This window comes from Alloalcanivorax marinus, from assembly GCF_016785095.1.
GTDB lineage: Bacteria > Pseudomonadota > Gammaproteobacteria > Pseudomonadales > Alcanivoracaceae > Alloalcanivorax > Alloalcanivorax marinus_A.
Genome location: NZ_JAEKJB010000008.1, coordinates 257,622 through 278,679, shown reverse-complemented (window position 1 = coordinate 278,679; position 21,058 = coordinate 257,622). Strand labels below are relative to the sequence as shown.

21 protein-coding genes are annotated in these 21,058 nt (G+C 64.4%); 6 read left to right on the top strand and 15 right to left on the bottom strand.

The genetic code is table 11. From position 1 onward, the window contains the following. Window positions 1-54: 54 nt before the first annotated feature. Window positions 55-1,212 carry an ABC transporter substrate-binding protein gene (locus JF515_RS08305; protein WP_203103024.1) on the bottom strand — a complete coding sequence of 386 codons (1,158 nt, stop codon included), beginning with the start codon at window positions 1,210-1,212 and terminating at the stop codon, window positions 55-57. A gap of 255 nt (window positions 1,213-1,467) precedes the next feature. Between JF515_RS08305 and paaX the strand changes: the two genes are divergently transcribed. After that, window positions 1,468-2,394: a phenylacetic acid degradation operon negative regulatory protein PaaX gene (gene paaX / locus JF515_RS08300; RefSeq protein ID WP_238400940.1), complete on the top strand. Its 927-nt coding sequence runs from the start codon at window positions 1,468-1,470 to the stop codon at window positions 2,392-2,394. A gap of 178 nt (window positions 2,395-2,572) precedes the next feature. Here the strand turns inward: paaX and JF515_RS08295 are convergent, their stop codons facing one another. Beyond that, window positions 2,573-3,175, bottom strand: coding sequence for a phenylacetic acid degradation protein PaaY (locus JF515_RS08295; RefSeq protein WP_203103013.1), 603 nt, complete (start codon window positions 3,173-3,175; stop codon window positions 2,573-2,575). A 320-nt stretch (window positions 3,176-3,495) separates the two neighbouring features. Between JF515_RS08295 and paaG the strand changes: the two genes are divergently transcribed. From paaG to paaK, 4 genes are all read left to right on the top strand, one after another. Continuing rightward, window positions 3,496-4,311, top strand: coding sequence for a 2-(1,2-epoxy-1,2-dihydrophenyl)acetyl-CoA isomerase PaaG (gene paaG, locus JF515_RS08290; protein WP_203103011.1), 816 nt, complete (start codon window positions 3,496-3,498; stop codon window positions 4,309-4,311). Window positions 4,312-4,379: 68 nt separating this feature from the next. Then, window positions 4,380-4,841, top strand: coding sequence for a hydroxyphenylacetyl-CoA thioesterase PaaI (gene paaI / locus JF515_RS08285; protein ID WP_203103010.1), 462 nt, complete (start codon window positions 4,380-4,382; stop codon window positions 4,839-4,841). Continuing rightward, window positions 4,838-6,046 carry a 3-oxoadipyl-CoA thiolase gene (gene pcaF / locus JF515_RS08280; protein WP_203103009.1) on the top strand — a complete coding sequence of 403 codons (1,209 nt, stop codon included), beginning with the start codon at window positions 4,838-4,840 and terminating at the stop codon, window positions 6,044-6,046. Before paaI ends, pcaF begins: the two co-directional genes overlap by 4 nt. Window positions 6,047-6,107: 61 nt before the next feature. Further along, window positions 6,108-7,415 carry a phenylacetate--CoA ligase PaaK gene (gene paaK / locus JF515_RS08275; RefSeq protein WP_203103008.1) on the top strand — a complete coding sequence of 436 codons (1,308 nt, stop codon included), beginning with the start codon at window positions 6,108-6,110 and terminating at the stop codon, window positions 7,413-7,415. Window positions 7,416-7,593: 178 nt separating this feature from the next. Here the strand turns inward: paaK and JF515_RS08270 are convergent, their stop codons facing one another. Further along, on the bottom strand, window positions 7,594-8,499 hold the full coding sequence (locus tag JF515_RS08270) for a LysR substrate-binding domain-containing protein (RefSeq protein ID WP_203103003.1): 906 nt from the start codon (window positions 8,497-8,499) through the stop codon (window positions 7,594-7,596). A gap of 160 nt (window positions 8,500-8,659) precedes the next feature. Between JF515_RS08270 and JF515_RS08265 the strand changes: the two genes are divergently transcribed. Next, entirely contained in the window at window positions 8,660-9,352 is a 693-nt protein-coding gene (locus JF515_RS08265; RefSeq protein ID WP_203103001.1) for an FMN-dependent NADH-azoreductase, read from the top strand. 66 nt (window positions 9,353-9,418) lie between these two features. Here the strand turns inward: JF515_RS08265 and JF515_RS08260 are convergent, their stop codons facing one another. From JF515_RS08260 to JF515_RS08205, 12 genes are all read right to left on the bottom strand, one after another. Continuing rightward, window positions 9,419-10,276, bottom strand: coding sequence for a putative RNA methyltransferase (locus JF515_RS08260; RefSeq protein WP_203102991.1), 858 nt, complete (start codon window positions 10,274-10,276; stop codon window positions 9,419-9,421). Between the two features lie 156 nt (window positions 10,277-10,432). Beyond that, window positions 10,433-10,633, bottom strand: a complete 201-nt coding sequence (locus tag JF515_RS08255; protein WP_161386046.1) for a hypothetical protein — start codon at window positions 10,631-10,633, stop codon at window positions 10,433-10,435. An 8-nt stretch (window positions 10,634-10,641) separates the two neighbouring features. Then, window positions 10,642-11,064, bottom strand: coding sequence for a PH domain-containing protein (locus JF515_RS08250; protein WP_203102989.1), 423 nt, complete (start codon window positions 11,062-11,064; stop codon window positions 10,642-10,644). Between the two features lie 110 nt (window positions 11,065-11,174). Next, window positions 11,175-12,077: a DMT family transporter gene (locus JF515_RS08245; protein ID WP_203102987.1), complete on the bottom strand. Its 903-nt coding sequence runs from the start codon at window positions 12,075-12,077 to the stop codon at window positions 11,175-11,177. A gap of 63 nt (window positions 12,078-12,140) precedes the next feature. Next, window positions 12,141-12,653 (bottom strand): aromatic-ring-hydroxylating dioxygenase subunit beta, encoded by a 513-nt coding sequence (locus JF515_RS08240; RefSeq protein ID WP_203102985.1) that lies wholly within the window; start codon window positions 12,651-12,653, stop codon window positions 12,141-12,143. An 11-nt stretch (window positions 12,654-12,664) separates the two neighbouring features. Then, window positions 12,665-15,517: an FAD-dependent oxidoreductase gene (locus JF515_RS08235; RefSeq protein WP_203102983.1), complete on the bottom strand. Its 2,853-nt coding sequence runs from the start codon at window positions 15,515-15,517 to the stop codon at window positions 12,665-12,667. A 72-nt stretch (window positions 15,518-15,589) separates the two neighbouring features. After that, on the bottom strand, window positions 15,590-16,870 hold the full coding sequence (locus JF515_RS08230; protein ID WP_203102981.1) for a TRAP transporter large permease: 1,281 nt from the start codon (window positions 16,868-16,870) through the stop codon (window positions 15,590-15,592). Window positions 16,871-16,892: 22 nt separating this feature from the next. Further along, window positions 16,893-17,396 carry a TRAP transporter small permease gene (locus JF515_RS08225; protein WP_203102979.1) on the bottom strand — a complete coding sequence of 168 codons (504 nt, stop codon included), beginning with the start codon at window positions 17,394-17,396 and terminating at the stop codon, window positions 16,893-16,895. A 19-nt stretch (window positions 17,397-17,415) separates the two neighbouring features. Next, on the bottom strand, window positions 17,416-18,426 hold the full coding sequence (locus tag JF515_RS08220) for a TRAP transporter substrate-binding protein (RefSeq protein WP_203102977.1): 1,011 nt from the start codon (window positions 18,424-18,426) through the stop codon (window positions 17,416-17,418). Window positions 18,427-18,674: 248 nt separating this feature from the next. Then, window positions 18,675-19,637, bottom strand: coding sequence for an amidohydrolase family protein (locus tag JF515_RS08215; RefSeq protein ID WP_203102975.1), 963 nt, complete (start codon window positions 19,635-19,637; stop codon window positions 18,675-18,677). Then, a complete protein-coding gene (locus JF515_RS08210) occupies window positions 19,624-20,271 on the bottom strand; it encodes an isochorismatase family protein (protein WP_203102973.1) in 648 nt (215 codons plus the stop codon). Before JF515_RS08210 ends, JF515_RS08215 begins: the two co-directional genes overlap by 14 nt. Next, a complete protein-coding gene (locus JF515_RS08205) occupies window positions 20,268-21,041 on the bottom strand; it encodes a maleate cis-trans isomerase family protein (RefSeq protein ID WP_274380672.1) in 774 nt (257 codons plus the stop codon). Before JF515_RS08205 ends, JF515_RS08210 begins: the two co-directional genes overlap by 4 nt. Window positions 21,042-21,058 lie beyond the last annotated feature (17 nt).

Genomic DNA, 21,058 nt, shown 5'->3' with positions numbered 1-21,058 from the left:
GCCAGGCAGGCACGGCCCGGTAGGAGCGGCGTCAGTCGCGATTCGGCCTTGGGATTATTCCGTCAACGCCCAGTCGCCATCCTCCACCTGAAGGATGCGGAAGGATTCTGCGTCGAGGCCCATGTGGTCCTCGGCGCTCATCCGGTAGGTGCCGGTGACGCCCACGGCGCCGTCGATGCTTTCCAGCGCGTCGCGCACCTTGGCCTTGTCGGTGCCGCCGGCCTTGTTGATCGCCTGGATGGCCAGTTGCAGGCCGTCGTAGGCGTAGGCGCCAAAGGTGGAAACCGACTCGTCATAGCGGCTTTCGTAGTCGCTCTTGTAGCGGTTCAGCACTTCGTACTGGGGATCGGATTCCGGCAGCTTGTCCGCCACCAGCAGCGCGGAAGCGGGCAGGCGCAGGCCTTCGGCGGCGTCGCCGGCCAGTTCCAGGAAGCTGTCGGAGGCCACGCCGTGGGACTGGTAGAACGGCAGATCAATGCCCAGTTGCGCGTAGTTGCGGGTCACGATCGCCGGGCCCTGACCAAAGTCGAAGTTGAGAATCGCCTGCACGCCGTCGGTGTTGCGGATGCGGGTGAGCTGGGCGGTGGTATCGGTGTCCTTCGGGTTGTAGGTCTCGTCGGCAACGATCTCGATGCCGAAGTTGCCGGCCTCTTCCTTGGTCACGTTGCGACCGGAGGCGCCGAAGCCGCCAGTGCCGGAGATCAGGCCGATCTTGGTGAGGCCGCGTTCCTCCATGTCCATCAGAATCCGGCGCGCTGCCTGACGGTCGGACTGCGGGGTCTTGAACACCCATTTCTTCACCGGGGTGGTGATGGTCTCGGCGCCGGCCAGGGAGATGAACGGCACGCCGGCCTGTTGGATCAGCGGCACCGCCGCCATGGTGGCGCCGGTGGTGGAGCCGCCGACGATCAGGTCGACGCGGTCCTGGCGCAGCAGGCGGTTGGCGAAGGTGCGTGCCTTGGAGGCGTCACCGGCGTCGTCATAGTGGATCAGCTCCAGCTGTTTGCCGAGCACGCCGCCGCGTTCGTTGATCTTGTCGATGTACAACTCCAGGGTTTTCAATTCCGGATCGCCGAGGAAGGAGGCCGGTCCGGTAACAGAAAGGAAGGAGCCGATTCGGATGGTGTCCGCGGCCTGGGCGGGCACGGTGGCCAGGGTCAGACCGAGGGCGGTGACCGCGCCAGCGGCCAGCTGTTTCAGCGTTCTTTTCATTATCGCACCTTTTGAGCGTATGCCAGTTGTTCTTATGCGGGCCTCTGTTGTCCCATCGGGCCCGTCGATAGGCACAGGTATAAAGCGATACGGCATGCAAGTCAATACGGCGTTTAATGTGTCATAAAAGTGGACCTATGCCGCCAAGTCCCCGATTTAGCGTGGAATTCGTGTGTTGTTTGTGTCATACAGATGGGCCGTTTGGTAGTATGTCGAATCTTTTCGAGGGACCGTTCCGGCAATGGGGGTAGGGTTTTGGACCTGCAGTCCGATCATCTGGAAACGCTGATCAAACGCTTTCAACAGCGCCGCCCGCTGCGCACCGGCTCACTGATCATCACCGTGTTCGGGGATGCCATCGTGCCCCGGGGCGGCACCGTCTGGCTGGGCAGCCTGATCGAGCTGCTCGCGCCCATGGGCGTCAATCAGCGCTTGGTGCGCACCTCCGTGTTCCGCCTCACCCGCGAAGGCTGGCTGATCGCCGAGAAGGTGGGCCGGCGCAGCTACTACGGCCTCACCGGCGCCGGGCGGCGCCGCTTCGAAAAAGCCTTCAAGCGCGTTTACTCCGGAGGCCAGCCGGCCTGGGACGGTGCCTGGACCCTGGTGGTGCTCAACCAGCTGGACGCTGACCGCCGTCGTGATGTGCGCCAGGAGCTGGAATGGATGGGCTTCGGCGCCTTCGCGCCCACGGTGTTGGCGCACCCGGGCGTGGATCGGGCCGAGCTGAACGCCTCCCTCCAGGAGCTGGGCGCTTTGGATGACGTCATTCTGTTCCAGACCGACACCGTGGATCAATTCGCCACCCGGCCCCTGCGCCGCCTGGTGCGCGAGGCCTGGAATCTGGATCAGCTGGCCGAGGGGTATGGCGAGTTTCTGAATCAGTTCCGTCCGCTGTGGAACCAGATGCGCAAGGAGAAGAACCTGTCTCCCAAGGAGTGCTTCCTGGCGCGCACCCTGCTGATCCACGAATACAGGAAACTACTGCTGCGCGATCCGCTGTTACCCGACGAGCTGTTGCCCGCCGATTGGGAAGGCCGCGCCGCCCGGCAACTGGCCCGCAACCTCTACCGGCTCACCGGCCAGGGCGCGGAAACCTGGATCAGCCAGCACGCCGAAACCGCCCAGGGCCCGCTGCCGGAGGCCGGGGACGGCTTCTACCAGCGCTTCGGCGGCCTCGACTGACACGCTCGCCGGCACCACCCCGCCGGCACCACCCCGCCGGCACCACCCCGCCGGCACCACCTCATCGGCGCAATCCCGCCGGCACAATGTAGGAGCGGCTTCAGCCGCGATCCGCCCTGGCGTTCGGCCTGGACGGCATCGCGACTGAAGTCGCTCCTACGCGAACATGTTGCAGCTTTTACCCCGCCGCCTTCTCGCCCTTCGGCGCGATCTTGTTGGTTTGCATGCGCGGGCGGTCCGCTTCCATTTCGGTGAGTGGATCGCAGGGCTTCATGGCTCGCTGGTAGCGGCGCGCCAGCTCCTGGTATTCCAGGGTCCCTTCGTATTTCCAGCGCACTTCTTCCTCGCTGAGCTCGCGCTTCACCACCGCCGGGGCGCCGATCACCATGGAGCGCGGCGGGCAGCTGAAGCGGCCCTTGACCAGGGCGCCGGCGGCGACGATGGAAGATTCGCCGATCTCCGCGTAATCCAGGATCACCGCGTTCATGCCCACCATGGCATTGCGCCCGATGCGGCAGCCGTGCAGCACCGCTCCGTGGCCGATGTGGCCGTCTTGTTCGACGATGGTGTCGGTGCCGGGGAAGCCGTGCATCACGCAGGTATCCTGCAGGTTGGCGCCGCGCTCCAGTATCAAGCGGCCGAAGTCGCCGCGCAGGCTGGCGCAGGGGCCCACGTAGCAGTCCGGGCCCACGATCACGTCGCCGATCAACACGGCGGTGGGGTCCACATAGGCGTCCGGGTGAATCACGGGGGTGATGCCTTCAAGCTGGTAACAGGGCATGGGGAAATCTCCAGGAAAACGGGCCCGAAGGCCGTGACGGGGTGGCCGATTAAGCTACATGACCTCTAAAGGGCGAGCAAACAGGCAGTTTTGTAACACTAGAGAGTGCCCGTTAAGGGTTTCGCTAACCGGCTGATAAAAAAGGAAAATTAGGTTGAGAAGTGGCGTAGATGTTTTCTAGTTAATCTAAATGCGATACATGAATTGGATAACTATGTATTGACTGGTGTCATGTTTGGGCTATGCTCGTTACCAGGTCGCGGCTCGCCGTGGGCGGCCGCTTTTTCGTCAGCCAGTCACTGCCAGCACAGAGGCGTACCATGGCCTACGACACCATTGAATTCTCGCTCCGCGACGGCGTGGCCACCCTGGTCCTGAACCGTCCGGATCGGCTCAACAGCTTCAACGAAGCCATGCATCAGGAAGTGCGTCAGGCGCTTACCGAGGTGCAGGCGGCGGTGGAAGCCGGCGATTGTCGGGCGCTGCTGCTCACCGGCAACGGCCGTGGCTTCTGCGCCGGCCAGGATCTGTCCGACCGCGCTGTTTCTCCTAAGGACGGAGCGCCGGGCGCCGAGATGCCGGATCTGGGTTATTCCATCGAGACGTACTACAACCCGTTGATCCGCACCCTTACCGCCCTGCCGGTACCGGTAGTGTGCGCGGTCAACGGCGTGGCCGCCGGTGCCGGCGCCAACATCGCCCTGGCCTGCGACCTGGTGCTGGCGGCACGCTCCGCCAGCTTTACCCAGGCGTTCGCCAAGATCGGCCTGGTGCCGGATTCCGGCGGCACCTGGCAGCTGCCCCGGCAGGTGGGGCTGGCCCGGGCCAAGGGTCTGGCCATGTTGGGCGATAAGCTCAGCGCCGAGCAGGCCGAGGCCTGGGGCCTGATCTGGCAAGTGGTGGACGACGAGGCCCTGCGCGACGAGGCCGCCGGCCTGGCCGCCCATCTGGCGACCCAGCCCACCCGTGGGCTGGCGTTGATCAAGCAGGCGCTTAACGAAAGCGGCACCAACGATCTGGACACCCAGCTCGACCTGGAGCGCGACCTGCAGCGCCAGGCCGGCCGCACCGCCGATTACCGGGAAGGCGTCGCCGCCTTCATGGAAAAACGCAGCCCGAAATTCTCGGGCCAATAAGTCAATAAATACATACGCAGAGGGGCCTTGGCGGTTCTGGCGCCGGGGTCCCCAGGGAGAGCAGTACCATGCCCGAGTCCTCCGCCACGGTGGATGCCGGCGCCCTGGCACGGCAATGCGCCGACGCCATGTACGCCCGTGACCGCGCCAGCCAGGCCCTGAACATGCAAGTACAGAGTGTGGCGCCGGGCCACGCCGTACTCACCATGCCGATCACCGAGACCATGATCCAGGGGCACGACTCCTGCCACGGTGGCTATATTTTCACCCTGGCGGATTCCGCCTTCGCCTTCGCCTGTAATTCCTATAACGAAGCCACCGTGGCCTCCGGCTGCTCCATTGAATACGTGGCACCGGGCAAGCTGGGCGACACCCTCACCGCCGACGCCAGGGAACAGACCCGCAAGGGCCGCACCGGCGTCTACGACGTGCGCGTCACCAACGGCGACGGCGAGCTGGTGGCTTTGTTCCGTGGCAAGTCCTACAAAATCCGTGGCCCGGTGATTCATGAACAGGAGAGCGACGCATGAGCGACGCACTGATTTTCGACGCCATCCGTACCCCGGTGGGCCGCTACGGCGGCGCCCTGGCCGCCGTGCGCGCCGATGACCTGGGCGCGATTCCCATGAAGGCGCTGATGGAGCGTCACGCGGACGTGGACTGGAGCGCCGTGGACGATGTGTTCTACGGCTGCGCCAACCAGGCCGGCGAGGACAACCGCAACGTGGCGCGCATGAGTGCGTTGCTGGCGGGCCTGCCGGTGGACGTGCCCGGCGTTACCCTGAACCGCCTGTGCGGCTCCGGCATGGACGCGGTGGGCAGCGCCGCCCGCGCCCTGCGTTGTGGCGAAGGGCAGCTGATGATCGCCGGCGGCGTGGAGTCCATGTCCCGGGCGCCGTTCGTGATGGGCAAGGCGGAGCAGGCGTTTTCCCGCCAGGCGGACATCTTCGATACCACCATCGGCTGGCGCTTCGTCAATAAACTGATGAAGGACCAGTACGGCATCGACTCCATGCCGGAAACCGCCGAGAACGTGGCCGAGCAGTTCAAGATCAGCCGCGAGGACCAGGACGCCTTTGCTGTACGCAGCCAGCAGAAGGCCGGCCGGGCGATGGCCGACGGCACCTTCGCCGACGAGATCGTGCCGGTGAGCGTGCCGCGCCGTAAGCAGGACCCGCTGATCGTCCGCGACGACGAACACCCGCGTCCGCAGACCACCCTGGAGGCGCTGGCCAAACTGCCGACGCCGTTCCGCCGCGAAGGCGGCAGCGTCACCGCCGGCAACGCCTCCGGCGTCAACGACGGCGCCTGCGCCCTGCTGATGGGCAGCGAGGCCGCCGCGCAACGCTGGAACCTGAAGCCCCGCGCCCGGGTGCTGGGCATGGCCACCGCCGGGGTGGAACCGCGCATCATGGGCATCGGCCCGGCGCCGGCCACGCAAAAAGTGCTGGCCACCACCGGCCTGAAGCTGGCCGATATGGATGTCATCGAGCTGAACGAGGCGTTCGCGTCCCAGTCCCTGGCGGTGCTCCGTGAGCTGGGCCTGCCGGACGACGCCGAGCATGTGAACCCCAATGGCGGCGCCATTGCCCTGGGCCATCCCCTGGGCATGAGCGGCGCGCGCCTGATCACCACCGCCCTCCACGAGCTGGAGCGCCGCCAGGGCCGCTACGCCCTGTGCACCATGTGCATCGGCGTTGGCCAGGGCATCGCGGTGATCATCGAAAGAATCTGAAGCAACGCAGCCGGGCGCGGCGCGCCCATTCATTAGAGAATAAAGAGAGGCGGAGATGGATATGCCATTCAACCTTGAGAACCGTTTCGACTCGGTGGAGATGAGCGACGTTGCCCAGCTCCGCGAGCTGCAGCTCGACCGCATGCGCTGGAGTCTTACCCACGCCTACAACAACGTGCCCTTCTACCGGAAGAGCTTCGATGATGCCGGCGTGCATCCCTACGACCTGCGTAGCCTGGACGACCTGCGGCACTTTCCGTTCACGGTGAAGAATGACCTGCGCGACAACTACCCGTTCGGCATGGTGGCGGTGCCCATGCGCGAAGTGGTGCGCGTGCACGCCTCCAGCGGCACCACCGGCAAACCCACCGTGGTGGCCTACACTCAGAACGACATCGACGTCTGGTCCGACGTGATGGCGCGCTCGATCCGCGCCGGCGGCGGCCATGCCGGTGACAAGGTGCACGTGGCCTACGGCTACGGCCTGTTCACCGGCGGCCTGGGTGCCCACTACGGCGCCGAGCGTCTGGGTTGCACCGTGATCCCCATGTCCGGCGGACAGACCGAGAAACAAGTCCAGCTGATCAACGACTTCAAGCCGGACATCATCATGGTCACCCCCTCCTACATGCTTAACATCGCCGACGAGATGGAGCGCCAGGGCCTGGACCCGAAAGCCTCCAGCCTCCGGGTGGGCATCTTCGGCGCCGAGCCCTGGACCCAGACCATGCGCGAGGAGCTGGAAGCGCGTCTCGGCATCCACGCCCTGGACATCTACGGCCTCTCCGAAGTGATGGGTCCCGGCGTCGGCATGGAATGCATCGAAACCAAGGACGGCCCGACCATCTGGGAAGACCACTTCTATCCGGAGATCATCAACCCGGAAACCGGCGAAGTGCTGCCCGACGGCGAATACGGCGAGCTGGTGTTCACCTCGCTCAGCAAGGAAGCCCTGCCGATCATCCGCTACCGCACCCGCGACCTGACCCGGCTGCTGCCCGGCCAGGCCCGCCCCATGCGCCGCATCGACAAGATCACCGGCCGCAGCGACGACATGCTGATCATCCGTGGCGTCAATGTGTTCCCCACCCAGGTGGAAGAGCAGATTCTCAAGATCGAGGCCCTGGCCCCGCACTACGAAATCCACGTGGAAAAGGAAGGCAACCTGGACCACGTCACCGTGCGCGTGGAACTGAAACCGGAAGCCGCGCCCCAGGCCGAAACCCTCACCGTGGAAGTGGTCAAGGAGCTGCAGCACCGGGTGAAAACCCACATCGGCATCAGCACCAAAGTGGACCTGGCCGCCCCCGGCACCCTGGCCCGCTCCGAAGGCAAAGCCAAACACGTCTTCGACAACCGCCCCAAATAATCACGTCCCAACGCGCGCTCACCGCGCTACCGGCCGCGCCGCCACCCCGGCGTTGGCCGGCCCCTCCAAAAGCCGCCCACAAGGCGGCTTTTGCTTTTATCGGTTTCCGCGAAGGACCTCTCCATCCTCGGCGCCTCGGTTCGTTCTGGCCGGGGAAATGATCGCTGTAGGAGCGGCTTCAGCCGCGATCCTCTCCGAGCCCCGCCTGCAAACCCAGAACCCAATCCCGCACCGCCTGGATGGCCGGTTCCTTGAGGCGTTCCGGCGGATAGACCAGGTGGAAGGGCTCGCCGGGCAGTTCCGGGCCGAAGGGTTCCACCAGCCGGCCGTCGGCCAGTTCCTCGGCGATCAGGGTACGGCTCATCAGGGCGATGCCCTGGCCGCCCAGGGCGGCGGCGATGGTGTGGGTTTCGTCGGAAAAAACCAGTCCCTTGCTGATGTCCAGGTCGGGCACCCGGGCGAGCTTTTGCCAGGCGGGCCAGCTGAGCAGGGCACCTTTGTGGTTGGGCGGTTCGTAGTGGATCAGGGTGGCGTGGCGCAGGTCTTCGTGGGTGCGCAGACCCAGGGCCGGGCTGCAGGCGGGCACGAAGGTGTTGTCGAACAGCTTCTCCGCTTGAAGGCCGGGCCAGTGGCCGGCGCCGTAGCGGATCGCCAGGTCCGCGGCGACGCCGTCCAGGGGCACCAGATGATGAGAGATCTGCAGGTTCAGGTTCAGATCCGGGTAGGCGTCGCGCAGTTCGCAGACCCGGGGCAGCAGCCAGCGCGCCGCCACCGCCGGGATGGTGGAGAGGGTGACGGTATGTTGTTGCGGCGCCGGGCGCAGGCGCGCCACGGTGTCCGCCAGGGCATCGAAGGCGTCGCTGGCGGTGGCGAGCAGCTCGCGGCCTTGCACCGTCAGTTCCAATTGGCGGGGCTTGCGGATGAACAGTGCCAGGCCGAGCTGTTCCTCCAGCTGGCGGAGCTGGTGGCTGATGGCGGTGGGCGTCACCGACAGTTCCTGGGCGGCTTGTTTGGCGCTGCGGTGGCGGGCCGCCGCCTCGAAGGCGCGCAGCGCGGAAAGCGAGGGCAGTTTACGGGCGGTCATGGCGGGCCTGATGGATGAATTTCATTTTGCCGTTCCGGCAAGAAAAGGTCGTTTGTCGCTGACCTGAGCCTCGGGTTTCATGGTGCGGGTGTCAAGCATGGGTGAGGCAGTTTCACCCAGGAACGAACCCGAACCGAGGCCCGAACCAAGGAGAGAACCGATGACCCGCTTACTGCATCTTGACGCCAGCCCGCGCCCCGGCCGGGCCGGGACCCATGAGCACGGCTCCCTGAGCCGCCGCCTGAGCCATCATTTTATCGAGCACTGGAAGGCGGCCCGGCCCGACGACCCGGTGACGCGCCGGGATCTCGGCGCCCGGCCGCCGTCGTTGTTGACGGTGGACTGGATCGAGGCCGCTTTCACGCCCACGGAGCGCCGTTCCGCGCGCATGGCGGCGGCCCTGGCGGAGAGCGATACCCTGGTGGACGAGGTGATCGCCGCGGATGTGCTGGTGTTGGGCGTGCCGCTCTATAACTTCAGTTATCCGGCGGCCTTCAAGGCCTGGATCGACCAGATCGTGCGCCTGGAGCGCACCGTGAGTTTCGATGCGGAGAACACCGAGGAGCCCTTCGTGCCGCTGCTTGCGGATCGCCCTCGTCACGCGGTGATTCTGGCGTCCCGGGGTGGCCACGGGCAGAGCGCCGGCGGCCCCATGGCGCACATGAATTTTCTGGAAGACAGCGTGCGCACGGCGATGACGTTCATGGGCATTGAGCAGGTCCATGAGGTGGCCATCGAATATCAGGAGGAGGGCGGCGAACGGTTGCGGCGCTCCATTCGCGATGCCCTGGCGGAGGTGGAGAGCCTGGTGGCCCGTTTGCAATCGGCAAGCGGGGATTCCGCCGCCGCCTAGGGGCCGCGCTTCCGGTGCCACTGATTTCATGGAGCCCGGTGCCCTGATTGATCCGCATTTTCCGCCTTACGAGGATGCGCGTGCGTCACACTCGAATCGCATCAGGCGTACATCCACGGTGACGTTGAGCGTTTCAAGAGCCGCCGCTCGCGCCCGGCCTTCGGCGCTGGCGCGGTAGAGATGCGGTGTCATCGCCAACAGGTCGGCGATGGGTTGCGCGCCGGCCAGCTTGAGCGGATAGCGAATCGTCTCGGTCCCCAGCAGGGTAAAGCCCGGTGGCGTTTCCGGGCTGCCCGCGCGCTCCGGCTTTAGTGCCGGATAGATGATCTCGCGCAGCTCACGCAAATGATCGGGCCCGGCATCGACCTGCAACAGCACGCCGCCGGGTTTCAGCGCGCGCGCGAACTCGTCGTACATAGGAAAGCCGAACAGGCACAGCAGCCGGTCGAGCGTGGCCGGTAGCACGGGCAACCTGGCGTTGCTGCCCACGACCCAGCGGGCGTGTTTATCCTGTTTCGCGGCGGCCAGCACCGCCGGTTTGGAAATATCCACCCCGATTAGTGCCAGGGGCGGCTTTCCATCGGCGAAACGGGCCAGTTCACGCAGGTAGTGGCCCTCGCCGCAACCGGCATCGAGACAGTGAGCCATCGTATCCGCCGATAGCCCTTCCAGCGCCGCGCGGCTCACCGCTTCGGCAATCGGGAGGTAATGACCCGCGGCGAGAAAGCGCTGACGGGCCGCCACCATTTCCGTGCTGTCGCCCGGGTCGCGTGACCGCTTGCGCTGCACCGGAAGTAGGTGGACGTAGCCCTGGCGGGCGATATCGAAACTGTGGCCGGCGGCGCAACGCCAGGTGCGGTCACATTGCCGCAGTGGCTCGCCATCCAACGGGCAGGCCAGCGCCTGAAAAGGGGTAATGTTCATGGTTGGCCGCGTGCCCCGCATGATGCTACGAAGAGCCCGCCGATAGACGGGCTCTGAAAGGCTTCATTCTACCCTGTGAGGCTTTTTAAAACCGGAGAAGCATTTATAAATCAATAAGCGGCCGGGGGACGACTCCGATGGGATGGTCCGTTCACCCTAGGGGAGGGCGATCCAGATCATCAACAGACCGGCGGCGAGGCCGAGGAAGAACAGGCCCCATAGAGTGCCGATATTGGTTTCGTCGCCGAATTTGTCGGAGAGTTTGATGGCGCGGGCGAACAGGGCGATGCCGGATACGGCGCCCAGGATCAGCAGCGCCAGGCCGACGATCAGCAGAATAATGTCGAAGGGAGTCATGGTGGTCCTTATTCCACGTCGAATTCGCGCACGCCTTTATGGGTGCGGCACTCTTCCACGTACTGGCGAAGTTTCTCGCGCAGCTCCTCGCCGTTTTCGATGGCCCGGATGGTGACCACCGGGCTGGTGCGATCGGAGGTGCGCAGGATCACGTTGCCGAGGGAAAACAGACGCAGAAAGAAAGGTTCTTCAAGCTGGTAATCGCGGACCCGGTACAGCTCCAGCTCGTTGGTCTTGCGGTTGAGCACGCCGTGGCGCGTGCGCAGCCGCTGGGTGGTGAGTTCGTACTTGGTGTACTTCACCTCCAGCCAGCGCCACAGGGCGATAAACAGCGGGATCACCAGGAAAAACAACAGCCCGCACACAATGAAGGTGCCCAGGTTGACCACCTGGGAGGGGGTGCCGTACCAGACGTCTTTCTCTTCGCGCATGGCCATCTCTTTGTCTTCGATAGCCGGTTTGTACCATTGACGGCGGCGTGGCTCGACGCCGTTTTACAGTTTTAGAGGAATTTTGCGGGATTTGACGCCGATGGGCCGGGTCAGGCGTGGGCGCCTTTGTGGAACAGAAGGGTGCCGGCGGCCACCAGCAGCACGGCCAAACCGAGGAACGGCGGCGGTGCTTCGCCCAGGGCAAGGATGGCGATCAGGCTGCCGACCACGGCGGCCACGGTGCCAATCTGGCTCAGGTAAACCGGGCCGGCCATTTTCTGCAGCACGAAGTAGAACGAATACAACACCGAGAATACCCCCACCTCCACCCACAGCAGGCGCACGGTGTCGCGGTTGGCCAGCAGCTCCGCGCTTTGCTCCGGTTCGAGCAGCAGCACGCAGGGCACCAGCATCAAGGCAGCACCGATCTCCATCAACCCGGCCAGAAACAGCGGCGAGGTATTCGCCGGCCAGCGCAGAGAGCGGTACACATTACCGGCGGCGAGCATCATCGGCATGGCCAGTACTAGCAGGGCCCAGCCCGGTGAAGCACTGGCGCTGCCCGCCTTGGCGGCGGCCAGCAGGAGGCCGCCGGCCAGGCCCAGGGCCACGCCGGTGAAGCGCAGCAGTCTCACCCGCTCAAGGCGCATCAGCGTGGCGATGATCCAGGTGAACAGCACCGGGAAGGCAAAGCTCATGGACAGGTAGCCGGCGCCCACATGGCGCACCGCGAGAAAACCCAGCGCCGTGGGGGCCGCCAGCAGAAAGCCGGAGACCAGGCCGTATTCCAGGGTGCGGCGGTTGATGGGCATGGGCTGGCGGGCCAGTGCGGAGAGCGCGGTGAGGATAAGCCCGGCGCCGCCGATCCCCACCATCAGAAAGGTGAGCCGGGGTGCGCCGGCCTGGTCCGCCAATTTGGCGAGAATCAGGGAAAGACCTAGGAAGGTGCCCACCAGCAGCAGGCAAGCGAACGCCGCCGGTCCGGCCTTGCCGGTGCCTGTAAGGTTTGACATAACCTTCTCCGTGGCGGGTGGGCGGAATTAAAAAAGGCGCGCCACACGGGCGCGCCAAGAGGGTTACACGGGGTGGACCAGTGCGTTATCCAAGAGCAGGTTGTCGTAGATGGCACGCCGTTCCTGGAGTTTGAGCTCGCCGTTTTCGAACACGAAGCGGTCCAGGTAGCAGCCCACCTGGTGCAGGGTAGCGGTGGGCTGGTCCATCAAAACCTGGGTGAGCATGTAGTTGGCGCCGGCGACGATGGTGCCGTCGTCCTGGGGCTCGGCGTAGGTGTTGGTGACGAAGTGCCGTAAATAACGGGGCGCGTACATGGAGGTTTCCAGGATCGCCAGGGCGCGGTCCTTGAGCATGCCCTTGCCTTCGCAGTAAACCAGCCCCACCGGCAACCGGGCGCTGTGATTCTCCCGGGCGGACACCACGTAGTAGGCATCCTCGGTGAAAAATTCCACCCAGTCGTGCAGGCGGCCGTCGTCCAGGGCGCGGCAGTAGTCAGTGTTGAAGCGCTCAATGGCGTGGACCAGTTGCGCCTGGTCGAGCCCGGGAGCGGCTTGGGTTTTTTTGATGGCTTCCATAATAATCTCCCTTATTCGATGTCCAGGGCCTTGCGCCAGCTTTGGTACATGGCGCGGATGGCGGATTCGGAAATCAGCGTATCGGCGGTGCCGGCGGGGGTGTCCGGGTCCAGCGCCACCAGGTGCTCACCCGGTTGGGTCCGCTTCATGCCGTCCTGGACGAACTTGATCGCTTCGTTGTCTTCCAGACCGAGGAAACCGGCGGGGCCCATCAGGTTGCCTTGCCGCAGACGATGGCGGGTCATTTCCTCGTCGTCGTCGGCGAAGCCGAACATGGTCCAGTTCATGACGAATTCATCGGGGCCGCTGGGCACGATCTGACGCACGCCCAGGGTGTTCATTTCCCGCTGCACGATCAGGTTCGGCCAGACGGTGAGCATGGTCACGCTCCAGTCCGAGTTGAACTCGGGGATGAAGTCGAGCATGTCCTCGCGCTCCAACTGGAACTCCGGACGATAGGCGCGCATTTCCTTGCGGTTTTCCTCGCTGACGTTGCTGCCATCGCTTTTCGCCGAGGCCATGGCGCCGTGCAGGCCGGTTTCATCGCAGATCATTTGCGACTTGTTGCCGGCCACCAGCAGACCGAAGCTGACCAGGAAGGTGTGCAGCAGGGTGGCGTGGTAGGGGTCCTTAAGGTTCTCGTGGTAGAGCTTCCAGTTGCCCGGCAGGGAGTTGCGGTAGTAGCCCAGCAGCTTCAGCTCGCGGCCGTCGAAGGTGGCGTCGAACTCGCGCAGCATGTCCGGGCCCAGGTAGTCTTCCAGCGGCTTCATGTCGTGGTCGAAGGACGCGAACACCACGCCGTGGCGGGTGGTCACCTTCAGTTTGGTGGGGCCATGGTCGCAGGTCTTGAAGTCCTTGGGCATGCCGCCTTTGCCGTCCACGCCCCGCCGGAAGGGTACCCCGGCCAGGTTGCCCTTCAGGTCATAGGACCATTGATGGTAGGGGCACACGAACTCTTCCGCGTTGCCGCGCAGGTCACGGCAGAACTGGGCGGCCCGGTGGGAACAGCGGTTGACGAACACATTGATGTCGCCGTCTTCGTCGCGGCTGACCACCACCGGCGTCGGGCCCACGTTGCTCTGTTTGAAATCACCAGCGTTGGGGATTTCCACTTCCAGGGCCACATAGTTCCAGGTCGAGCCGTGGAAAATGCGCTCCACTTCCAGTTCGAAAATGTAGGGGTCGGTATATACCCAGTCCGGCACGCGGGTCAGACCTTCCCGGGGCCAGACATAGTAGTTGGACAGATCGCTCATCGTTCCTCTCCGGAGTGGGGCGGGCAGTCGGGCATCACCGGCGGCGCCGGCGGTGTTTTCCAAAAGGCGGTTCAGGGCATCCACGGACAGGCCCCGGCGCAGCCATTCACGACCCCGGCGGATGGCGCCGGGGTCGTTGAAGGCGATCACCCCGGTGAGGCGCTCGCCATTGTGAAAGTACAGGGTTTCGGCACCGTTCGAGCCGGGTTTGGCGACCATCTGGTCGTCCGCCGTGGGCAGGCCCAGCATCTGGATGTTGTGCGCGAACTGGTCGCTCCAGAACCAGGGCACGACGTCGTGGGCGGTGTCCTGGCCGGCCATGGTGCGGGCGGCGGCGGCAGCCTGTTCCTGGGCGTTCTGCCAGGATTCCAGCCGCAGCAGGGTGCCGTCCTCGCGGCGGGTGACGGCGACATCGCCGGCGGCGAACACGCTGTCCAGGCTGGTGTGGCCGTAGCGATCCACCACGATGCCGTTATCGATTTCCAGGCCCAGGCTCTCCGCCAGGGCGGTTTCCGGAATCACGCCGATGCCGACCAGCACGTTGTCCGCTTGCAGGGTGTCGCCGTTGTTCAGTTTCAGAGCCACGCCGCCGTCGGACGCTTCGAAGGCGGTGGTTTGCACATCGGTGAGAATGCGTACGCCGTTTTGTTCGGCCAGCTTGTGCACGCGCAGTGCCGCCAGCGGATGCAGCGCGCGGCTGCAGATGCGCGGCGCGGCTTCAACGAGGGTCACTTCGCAGCCCCGTTGGCGGGCCGCCGAGGCCACTTCCAGGCCGATAAAGCCGCTGCCGATAATGGCGATATGGCGGCCGGGTTGCAGGGCGCGCTTGAAGGCGATGGCGTCTTCCAGGGTGCGCAGGCTGTGCACCGCCGACAGGTCCGCGCCGGGAATCGGCAACGGGCGCGGCGAGGCGCCGGTGGCGAGTAACAGTTGATCGTAGGCGTGAGTTTCGCCGTTGCTGGCGGTCAGCGTTTTCCGTTCCGCGTCGATGGCGGCCACGGTTACGCCCAGGTGCAGCTCCACGTTCAACTGCTCCGCCGCCGGCCCGTCCAGCAGGGTCGGCCCATGCAGCGGGGCTTCACCGAGCAGGATCGCCTTGGACAGCGGCGGGCGCTCGTAGGGCAGCGCCTGCTCGCGGGCAAACAGCTTCACGGTGCCGGTAAAGCCGGCGTCGCGCAGGGCGCGGGCGGCGCTGGCCGCGGCCTGGCCGCCGCCGACAATGACGAAGCAGCGGTCATCGCGCTCCTCGGCCATGGCGATGCGGTTGTCGGCGGGCGCCTCGGCAATCTCCGCCGGGCGGCTGACATCCACGAACACCTGGCCGTCTTCCACCTTCACCGCGTAGGTGTCGAGATCCTTGTTCACTGGCCCGGACAGAGCTTTGCCGGTACGTACATCGAACACCGCCTGGTGCAGCGGGCATTCCACGCAACCGTCTTCCACGAAGCCGTCGCTGAGCAGAGCGAACTGGTGTGTGCAGATGTTGCCGGTGGCCAGGTAATCCTCGCCGAACCGGTACAGCGCTACCGCCACCTTGTCGATGGTGACGGCCATGACGCCGCCGTCGGGGGACAGGTCCCCGGCGTTTTCTATCAATGTCCAGGCCATGATGATCGTCCTCGATATTTAATCAGTATACTTCCTATTTGTTCGTGAGGGTACACCACCGCCCCCTTCCGGTCAGTGCAATAGCTGAGGCAGGAAGGTGGACAGGGGCGGGAACAGGGTGACCAGGGCCAGGACCACCAGATTGACCAGCAGGAACGGCCAGATACCGGCGATGATCTCCGTTACCGGTACGCGCAGGGCGCTGGAGGCAACGAACAGATCCAGCCCGAACGGGGGCGTGATGGTGCCGATGGCCACGTTCAGTACCACGATGATGCCGAATTGCACCGGGTCCACGCCCAAGGCCATGGCCACCGGCGCCAGCACCGGCACCAGCACGATCTGCATGGATACCGGGTCCATGAACATACCGGCGATCAGGAATACCACGTTCACCACCAGCAGGAACTGCAGCGCGGTGATGTTGGCGTCGGCGATGAAGCCGCCGATGGCGGCGGGTACGCCGGCCACGGTGACCAGGTAGCTGGCGAAGCTGCCGACCGCCAGGATGATGAACAGGGTGGTTGTGACCAGTGCCGAGGATTCCGCCACCTTGGCCACGCCCTTCCAGCTCAGTGCCCTGGTGATCAGGGTCTCCACCAGCAGCGCGTAGAGCGCCGCCACGGCGGCCGCTTCGGTGGTGGTGAACGCGCCGCTGTAAATGCCGCCGAGAATGATCACCGGCATGCCCAGGGGCAGCAGTGCCGCGCTTACCGCCTTGCGGCGGGTCTCACGGTCCGCTTTTTCCTGCAGCTTGGGGGCATCGCGCAGGCTGCGGATGTGCACGTAAACGGAAAAGCAGAATGCCAGCAGGCAGCCCACGGCCAGACCGGCGGCGAACAGATCGATGATCGAGGTGCCGGTGAGCCAGCCATAGATGATCAGGGTGATGCTGGGTGGCACCAGCAGGGAAACCTCGGCGGTGGCGACGATCAGGCCTACCGCGAAGGAGCGGCTGCTGCCGGTCTCGATCAGGCGTGGGAACAGGATCTTGCCGAGCCCGGCCACGGTGGCCGGTGCCGAGCCGCTCACCGCGCCAAACGCGAAGCAGGCCCCGGTGGTGGTATGGCCGAGCCCGCCCCGGCGATGGCCGATGAATGCCTCCACCATGCCGGTGAGACGGGCGGCGATGCTGCCCCGCGCCATTAGTTCGGCGGCGAAGATGAACAGCGGGATGGCCAGCAGGGTGGACTGGTTTATACCGCCGATCATCTTCTGGATCATCACGATGTCGGGCAGGTTTTCCAGGAACAGATGCTTACCGACCAGGCCGGATACACCCAGCACCAGGAAAATTTCCGCGCCGGCGATGAACAGCGCCACGGCGACGCAGGTTACGAGAAACGGTTTCATGAACAATCCTTGCCGTCGGGGCTCATTCGGCGTGGTCGTCCGGCGCCGGCCGATGGGTGGGAAACAGCACGTAGCGCAGATAACGCAGTGTCAGCAAAGCCATGCCCAACGGTAGCGCCGCGTACAACCAGCCCATGGAAATATCCAGCATGTTGCTGACCTGGCCGGTGGCGACGATGCGCTGCAGAAACTGCCAGCCGAGCACCGCCACGTAGGCGCAGAACAGCGCGCCCACCAGATCGAGAACGCGCTGAATCCACAACAGCAAGGCCGGGCCGATGAACCGTTGCAGCAGGTTCATGGACACATGGCGTCCCTTGTCCATGGTGTATCCCAGGCTCACGCAAACCAGCCAGACAAGCAGAAAGCGGGACAGCTCCTCGATACCGTCGAAATGCCGCGCCAGGCCGGGGGCCAGATTGTAGAGAATCACGTTGAGGCCGTAGAGGCAGGGCAGGGCCAGCATCAGACAGACCATCAGGGTCCGTTCCGCGAAGGCCAGCCCGGCCCAGAACTTGATCCACATGAGCCGCTCCGGAGCGCCGTTATTGAGTGATGTCGTCGTACACGCCTTCGTACAGGTCGATCAGCTCCTGCCCTTTGTCACCGGCCTGGTCGAGAAAGGCATCCCGGGCGGCGGGGTACATTTTGTCGCGCAGGGCCTGCTGTTCGGCGGCATCCAGCTCATTGATGGTAAGGCCGGAGGCTTTGATTTCTTCCAGAGCATGCTTCTGGTTCTCACCTTTCACGCGGGCCAGTTCCAGAGCGTTATCGGTGAATACCTGGCGCACGGTGTTCTTGTCGTCGTCGGACAGGCCAGACCAGAAAGTGGGGCTGAACAACACCACGTTTTCCACCACGCCATGGGCGGACAGCAGCAGGTATTTCTGTACTTCGTGGAATTTCATCCGGGCGATGGAATCCAGCGGGTTCTCCTGGCCGTCGACCACGCCGGTTTGCAGGGAGGTATAAACATCACCGAACGGGATCGGCATGGCCTGGGCGCCCACTGCTTCGAACTGGGCGCGCAATACGCGGGAATCCATGATGCGGAATTTCTGGCCCTGGAAGTCGTCGATGCCCTCCAGTTTCTTGTTGGAGGTGAAATGCTTGAAGCCGCCGGGCCACAGGGCCACGGCCACGAAGCCACGATCCTTGAAGGAATCGAGCAAGGCTTTGCCGAACTTGCTTTTGCGGAGCTGGTTGGCCTGGTCGTCGTTGGTGGGCAGTAGATAGGGGATATCGAGGATCGACACAAGCGGGTTGAAGCCGCCGATGAAGGCGGCGGGTACCACCACTGCATCCTGCATGCCCAACTGCACCGCTTCGGTCATGGCGCGGGCATTACCCAGTTGCGAGGACGGGAACACGGAAAAGGTCACCCGTCCGTCGGTTTGTTCCGCGATTTGCTCGGCGCTGAGTTTGAGGACCTGGTCCAGGGGTTGGCCGGAGGCCTCCACATGGCCGACGCGGGCTGCCTGGCCGAGGCCGGGCAGAGTGAGGAGCAGTGTGCCGAGAATGAGAAGACCGTGGCGTAAGGCTGCGTATGCTTTCATCGTTCGATACCTATTGCTGCGTTGTTAATAGTCAGTATGCTGATTGGTTGCCTGGGGCTAAGGGGTGATTAGCAAGCCCCGTGCCAGACAACGATGCCGCAAGTCCTTGGTTTGATGGACTTTTGGCAGCGGTCCTCGACTTTTTTTGTATACTAGAGCACTTGGCTGGTGCGTTTGCACCGCTTCGGTTCAAATGGCGGGTCGCTGCGCCTTATTTTTATATTCGTGATGCGTTTTTGGGTCGCTATTCAGAGTTTAAGAAGGCGTTTGGCGTTGCCTCGGCATACTTTCTCTCGCACCGCGTCACTCATCGGTGCTTCCTCGATGAAGCGGGCCGCCAGTTCGGTGGATTCATAAGGGTAATCCACGGAGAACAGAACCGCGTCCTCGCCCATCTCGCCGATGGCGGCCATCAGGGTGGGGGCCGAGCACACGCCGGAGGTGGTGATCACGATATTGCGACCGAAGTACCGTGAAGGTGGCAATTCCAGGGACACGCCCTGGGCGTACACCGGGAAGCGACTGTCGAAACGCCAGCGCATGAACGGCAGACCTTCGCCCATATGCCCCAGGATGATCTTCAGGTCCGGGAAGCGATCGAACACGCCGCCGAACAGCAGGCGCAGGGCATGGGTACCGGTTTCCACGCCCCAGCCCCAGACCGCGCCGGCCAGTTCCGGGTGGCCACGCATGGAATCCACTTCCTTCCAGGGGTTGATCGGGTGCAGGTACATTGGCACGTCCAGATCCTGCATGCGTTCCCAGAACACATCGTAGGCCGGGTCGTCGTAGTAGGCGCCGTTGGTATGGCCGTTGATCAGTGAGCCCTTGAAACCGAGTTCGCGCACCGCGTGTTCCAGTTCGTCGGCGGCGGCCTTCGGGTCCTGCATGGCCAGGGTGGCGAAGCCCGCGTAGCGGTCCCCATGGGGCGCAATGCGTTCAGCCAGGTAATCGTTGTTTTCGCGGGCGCGGCGGATTGCCCGGGCGGTATCGGCTTCCGCCTGAACGCTGGGCCCGGACTGGGAAAGCACCACGGTTTCGATACCGTGGCGATCCATCTCTTCCAGGCGCAGACGGTCGAAATCGTCCAGGCGCGCGGCCAGGTCGCCCTGGTTGGCGGTATCGATCTTGTCGAAAAACATGGCGGTGTATTCCTGAAAACCCGGTGCCATGAAGTGCTCTTCCAGAGCGATTTTTCTAATCGTGGTCATGGAGAAACCCTTTTTCTTGCAGGTGTGCGAGGAAGTCGGCGCCGTCGATCACGTCGCCGTACTTACCGTTGATGTCGAACAGGTTGGCCTCGTGGGGTTGCGGGTGGCGGTCGCCCACTGCCTGGCGGATGACCATGACGCGGAAGCCGTGCTGAAGGCCGTCCACCGCCGAGGCGCGGATACAGCCGCTGGTTGAGCAGCCGATCAACACCAGGGTATCGATGCCGAGGGCGGTGAGGGTGGCGGCCAGGGAGGTGCCGAAGAAAGCGCTGGCATACTGTTTGGTGATCACCAGCTCGTTATCGCGCGGTGCCACTTCGTCACAGAATTCCGCCAGCGGATTGCCGTCCACCATGGCCTTCATCACCGGCGCTTTTTTCACCCAGACGCCACCGTCAAGGAATTGCCCTGGCTGGTAACGGATGTTGGTGTGGATCACCGGAATGCCAGCCCGGCGGGCGGCGGCCAGGGCCTGGGCGGCGTGGGGCAGGGCAGCCACCACGCCGGGGGCATGAAGATCGGCGCCTTCGGTGGTGTAGGCCTTCATGAAATCAATACTGAGCAGAGCGGCGCGCTCGCCGAAGCCGATGCGCGTGTCCCAGACGCCGGCGTAGTTGTCACTGGGGGAACTCATGATGCCTTGACCTCCGGCGTCGGATAGCGGCCGCTGAGCAGGGCACCAGCGCCGGGCACCACCGGTTCCAGGCCGAGCCGGTCGAGCATGCCGCGCACGGTGCACACGGCGGTGGACACCACCGGGATGCCCAGCGCGTCTTCCACGGTCTGGATCGCCGGCAGCGAGGGCATTTGCACGCAGGCCGACAGCACCACCGCGTCGACGCCGGCGGTCTTCAGTTCGGCGACGTCCTCGATCAGCTTCAACGGATCGCGACGACCCACTTCCAGGTTGTCGGGTATCTCGAAGCAGCGCCAGTCGCTCACTTGCACGCCTTCATGCTCGATGTAGGCCACCACCTTCTCGGTGAGCGGCTTCATGTAGGGCGCCAGCAGTGCCACTTTCCTGGCGCCGAGAATCTCCAGGCCTTCCACCAGGGCGCCGGCGGAGGTCATCACCGGCGCGTCGCAGTGGTTGTCCCGGGCGGCCTGGCGCAGTTCCGCCTCGGTCTGGCGGTGGTAGCCCAGACCCTGGGCCATGATCGCCACCAGGCAGGCGGTACTCATCACGTCCACGCGGGCGTCCGCCAGTTCCGCGGCGCAACGCACGCCCTGGCTGTTCATGGCCTTCAACTCCTCCGGCGTTACCTTGTGCATGCGCATGCGGCTGGAGTGGAAGGTGAAGCGTTCCGGGAAACGGCTTTCCCGGGCGTGCAGCATGGCCGGGATTTCCGTTTCCATGGTGGTGTTGGAACTGGGGACGATCTGTCCGATGCGATAGGTGGTCATGGCGGAGTCCTGTAGCG

Bases quoted from the DNA above. Each gene is read 5' to 3' on its own strand.
- JF515_RS08220 (WP_203102977.1), bottom strand. From the start codon at position 18,426: ATGAAAGCATACGCAGCCTTACGCCACGGTCTTCTCATTCTCGGCACA.
- JF515_RS08230 (WP_203102981.1), bottom strand. From the start codon at position 16,870: ATGAAACCGTTTCTCGTAACCTGCGTCGCCGTGGCGCTGTTCATCGCC.
- pcaF (WP_203103009.1), top strand. From the start codon at position 4,838: ATGAGCGACGCACTGATTTTCGACGCCATCCGTACCCCGGTGGGCCGC.
- JF515_RS08210 (WP_203102973.1), bottom strand. From the start codon at position 20,271: ATGAGTTCCCCCAGTGACAACTACGCCGGCGTCTGGGACACGCGCATC.
- JF515_RS08295 (WP_203103013.1), bottom strand. From the start codon at position 3,175: ATGCCCTGTTACCAGCTTGAAGGCATCACCCCCGTGATTCACCCGGAC.
- paaK (WP_203103008.1), top strand. From the start codon at position 6,108: ATGCCATTCAACCTTGAGAACCGTTTCGACTCGGTGGAGATGAGCGAC.
- paaG (WP_203103011.1), top strand. From the start codon at position 3,496: ATGGCCTACGACACCATTGAATTCTCGCTCCGCGACGGCGTGGCCACC.
- JF515_RS08225 (WP_203102979.1), bottom strand. From the start codon at position 17,396: ATGTGGATCAAGTTCTGGGCCGGGCTGGCCTTCGCGGAACGGACCCTG.
- JF515_RS08265 (WP_203103001.1), top strand. From the start codon at position 8,660: ATGACCCGCTTACTGCATCTTGACGCCAGCCCGCGCCCCGGCCGGGCC.
- JF515_RS08305 (WP_203103024.1), bottom strand. From the start codon at position 1,212: ATGAAAAGAACGCTGAAACAGCTGGCCGCTGGCGCGGTCACCGCCCTC.
- JF515_RS08270 (WP_203103003.1), bottom strand. From the start codon at position 8,499: ATGACCGCCCGTAAACTGCCCTCGCTTTCCGCGCTGCGCGCCTTCGAG.
- JF515_RS08215 (WP_203102975.1), bottom strand. From the start codon at position 19,637: ATGACCACGATTAGAAAAATCGCTCTGGAAGAGCACTTCATGGCACCG.
- paaI (WP_203103010.1), top strand. From the start codon at position 4,380: ATGCCCGAGTCCTCCGCCACGGTGGATGCCGGCGCCCTGGCACGGCAA.
- JF515_RS08250 (WP_203102989.1), bottom strand. From the start codon at position 11,064: ATGCGCGAAGAGAAAGACGTCTGGTACGGCACCCCCTCCCAGGTGGTC.
- JF515_RS08255 (WP_161386046.1), bottom strand. From the start codon at position 10,633: ATGACTCCCTTCGACATTATTCTGCTGATCGTCGGCCTGGCGCTGCTG.
- JF515_RS08260 (WP_203102991.1), bottom strand. From the start codon at position 10,276: ATGAACATTACCCCTTTTCAGGCGCTGGCCTGCCCGTTGGATGGCGAG.
- JF515_RS08240 (WP_203102985.1), bottom strand. From the start codon at position 12,653: ATGGAAGCCATCAAAAAAACCCAAGCCGCTCCCGGGCTCGACCAGGCG.
- JF515_RS08245 (WP_203102987.1), bottom strand. From the start codon at position 12,077: ATGTCAAACCTTACAGGCACCGGCAAGGCCGGACCGGCGGCGTTCGCT.
- JF515_RS08235 (WP_203102983.1), bottom strand. From the start codon at position 15,517: ATGGCCTGGACATTGATAGAAAACGCCGGGGACCTGTCCCCCGACGGC.
- JF515_RS08205 (WP_274380672.1), bottom strand. From the start codon at position 21,041: ATGACCACCTATCGCATCGGACAGATCGTCCCCAGTTCCAACACCACC.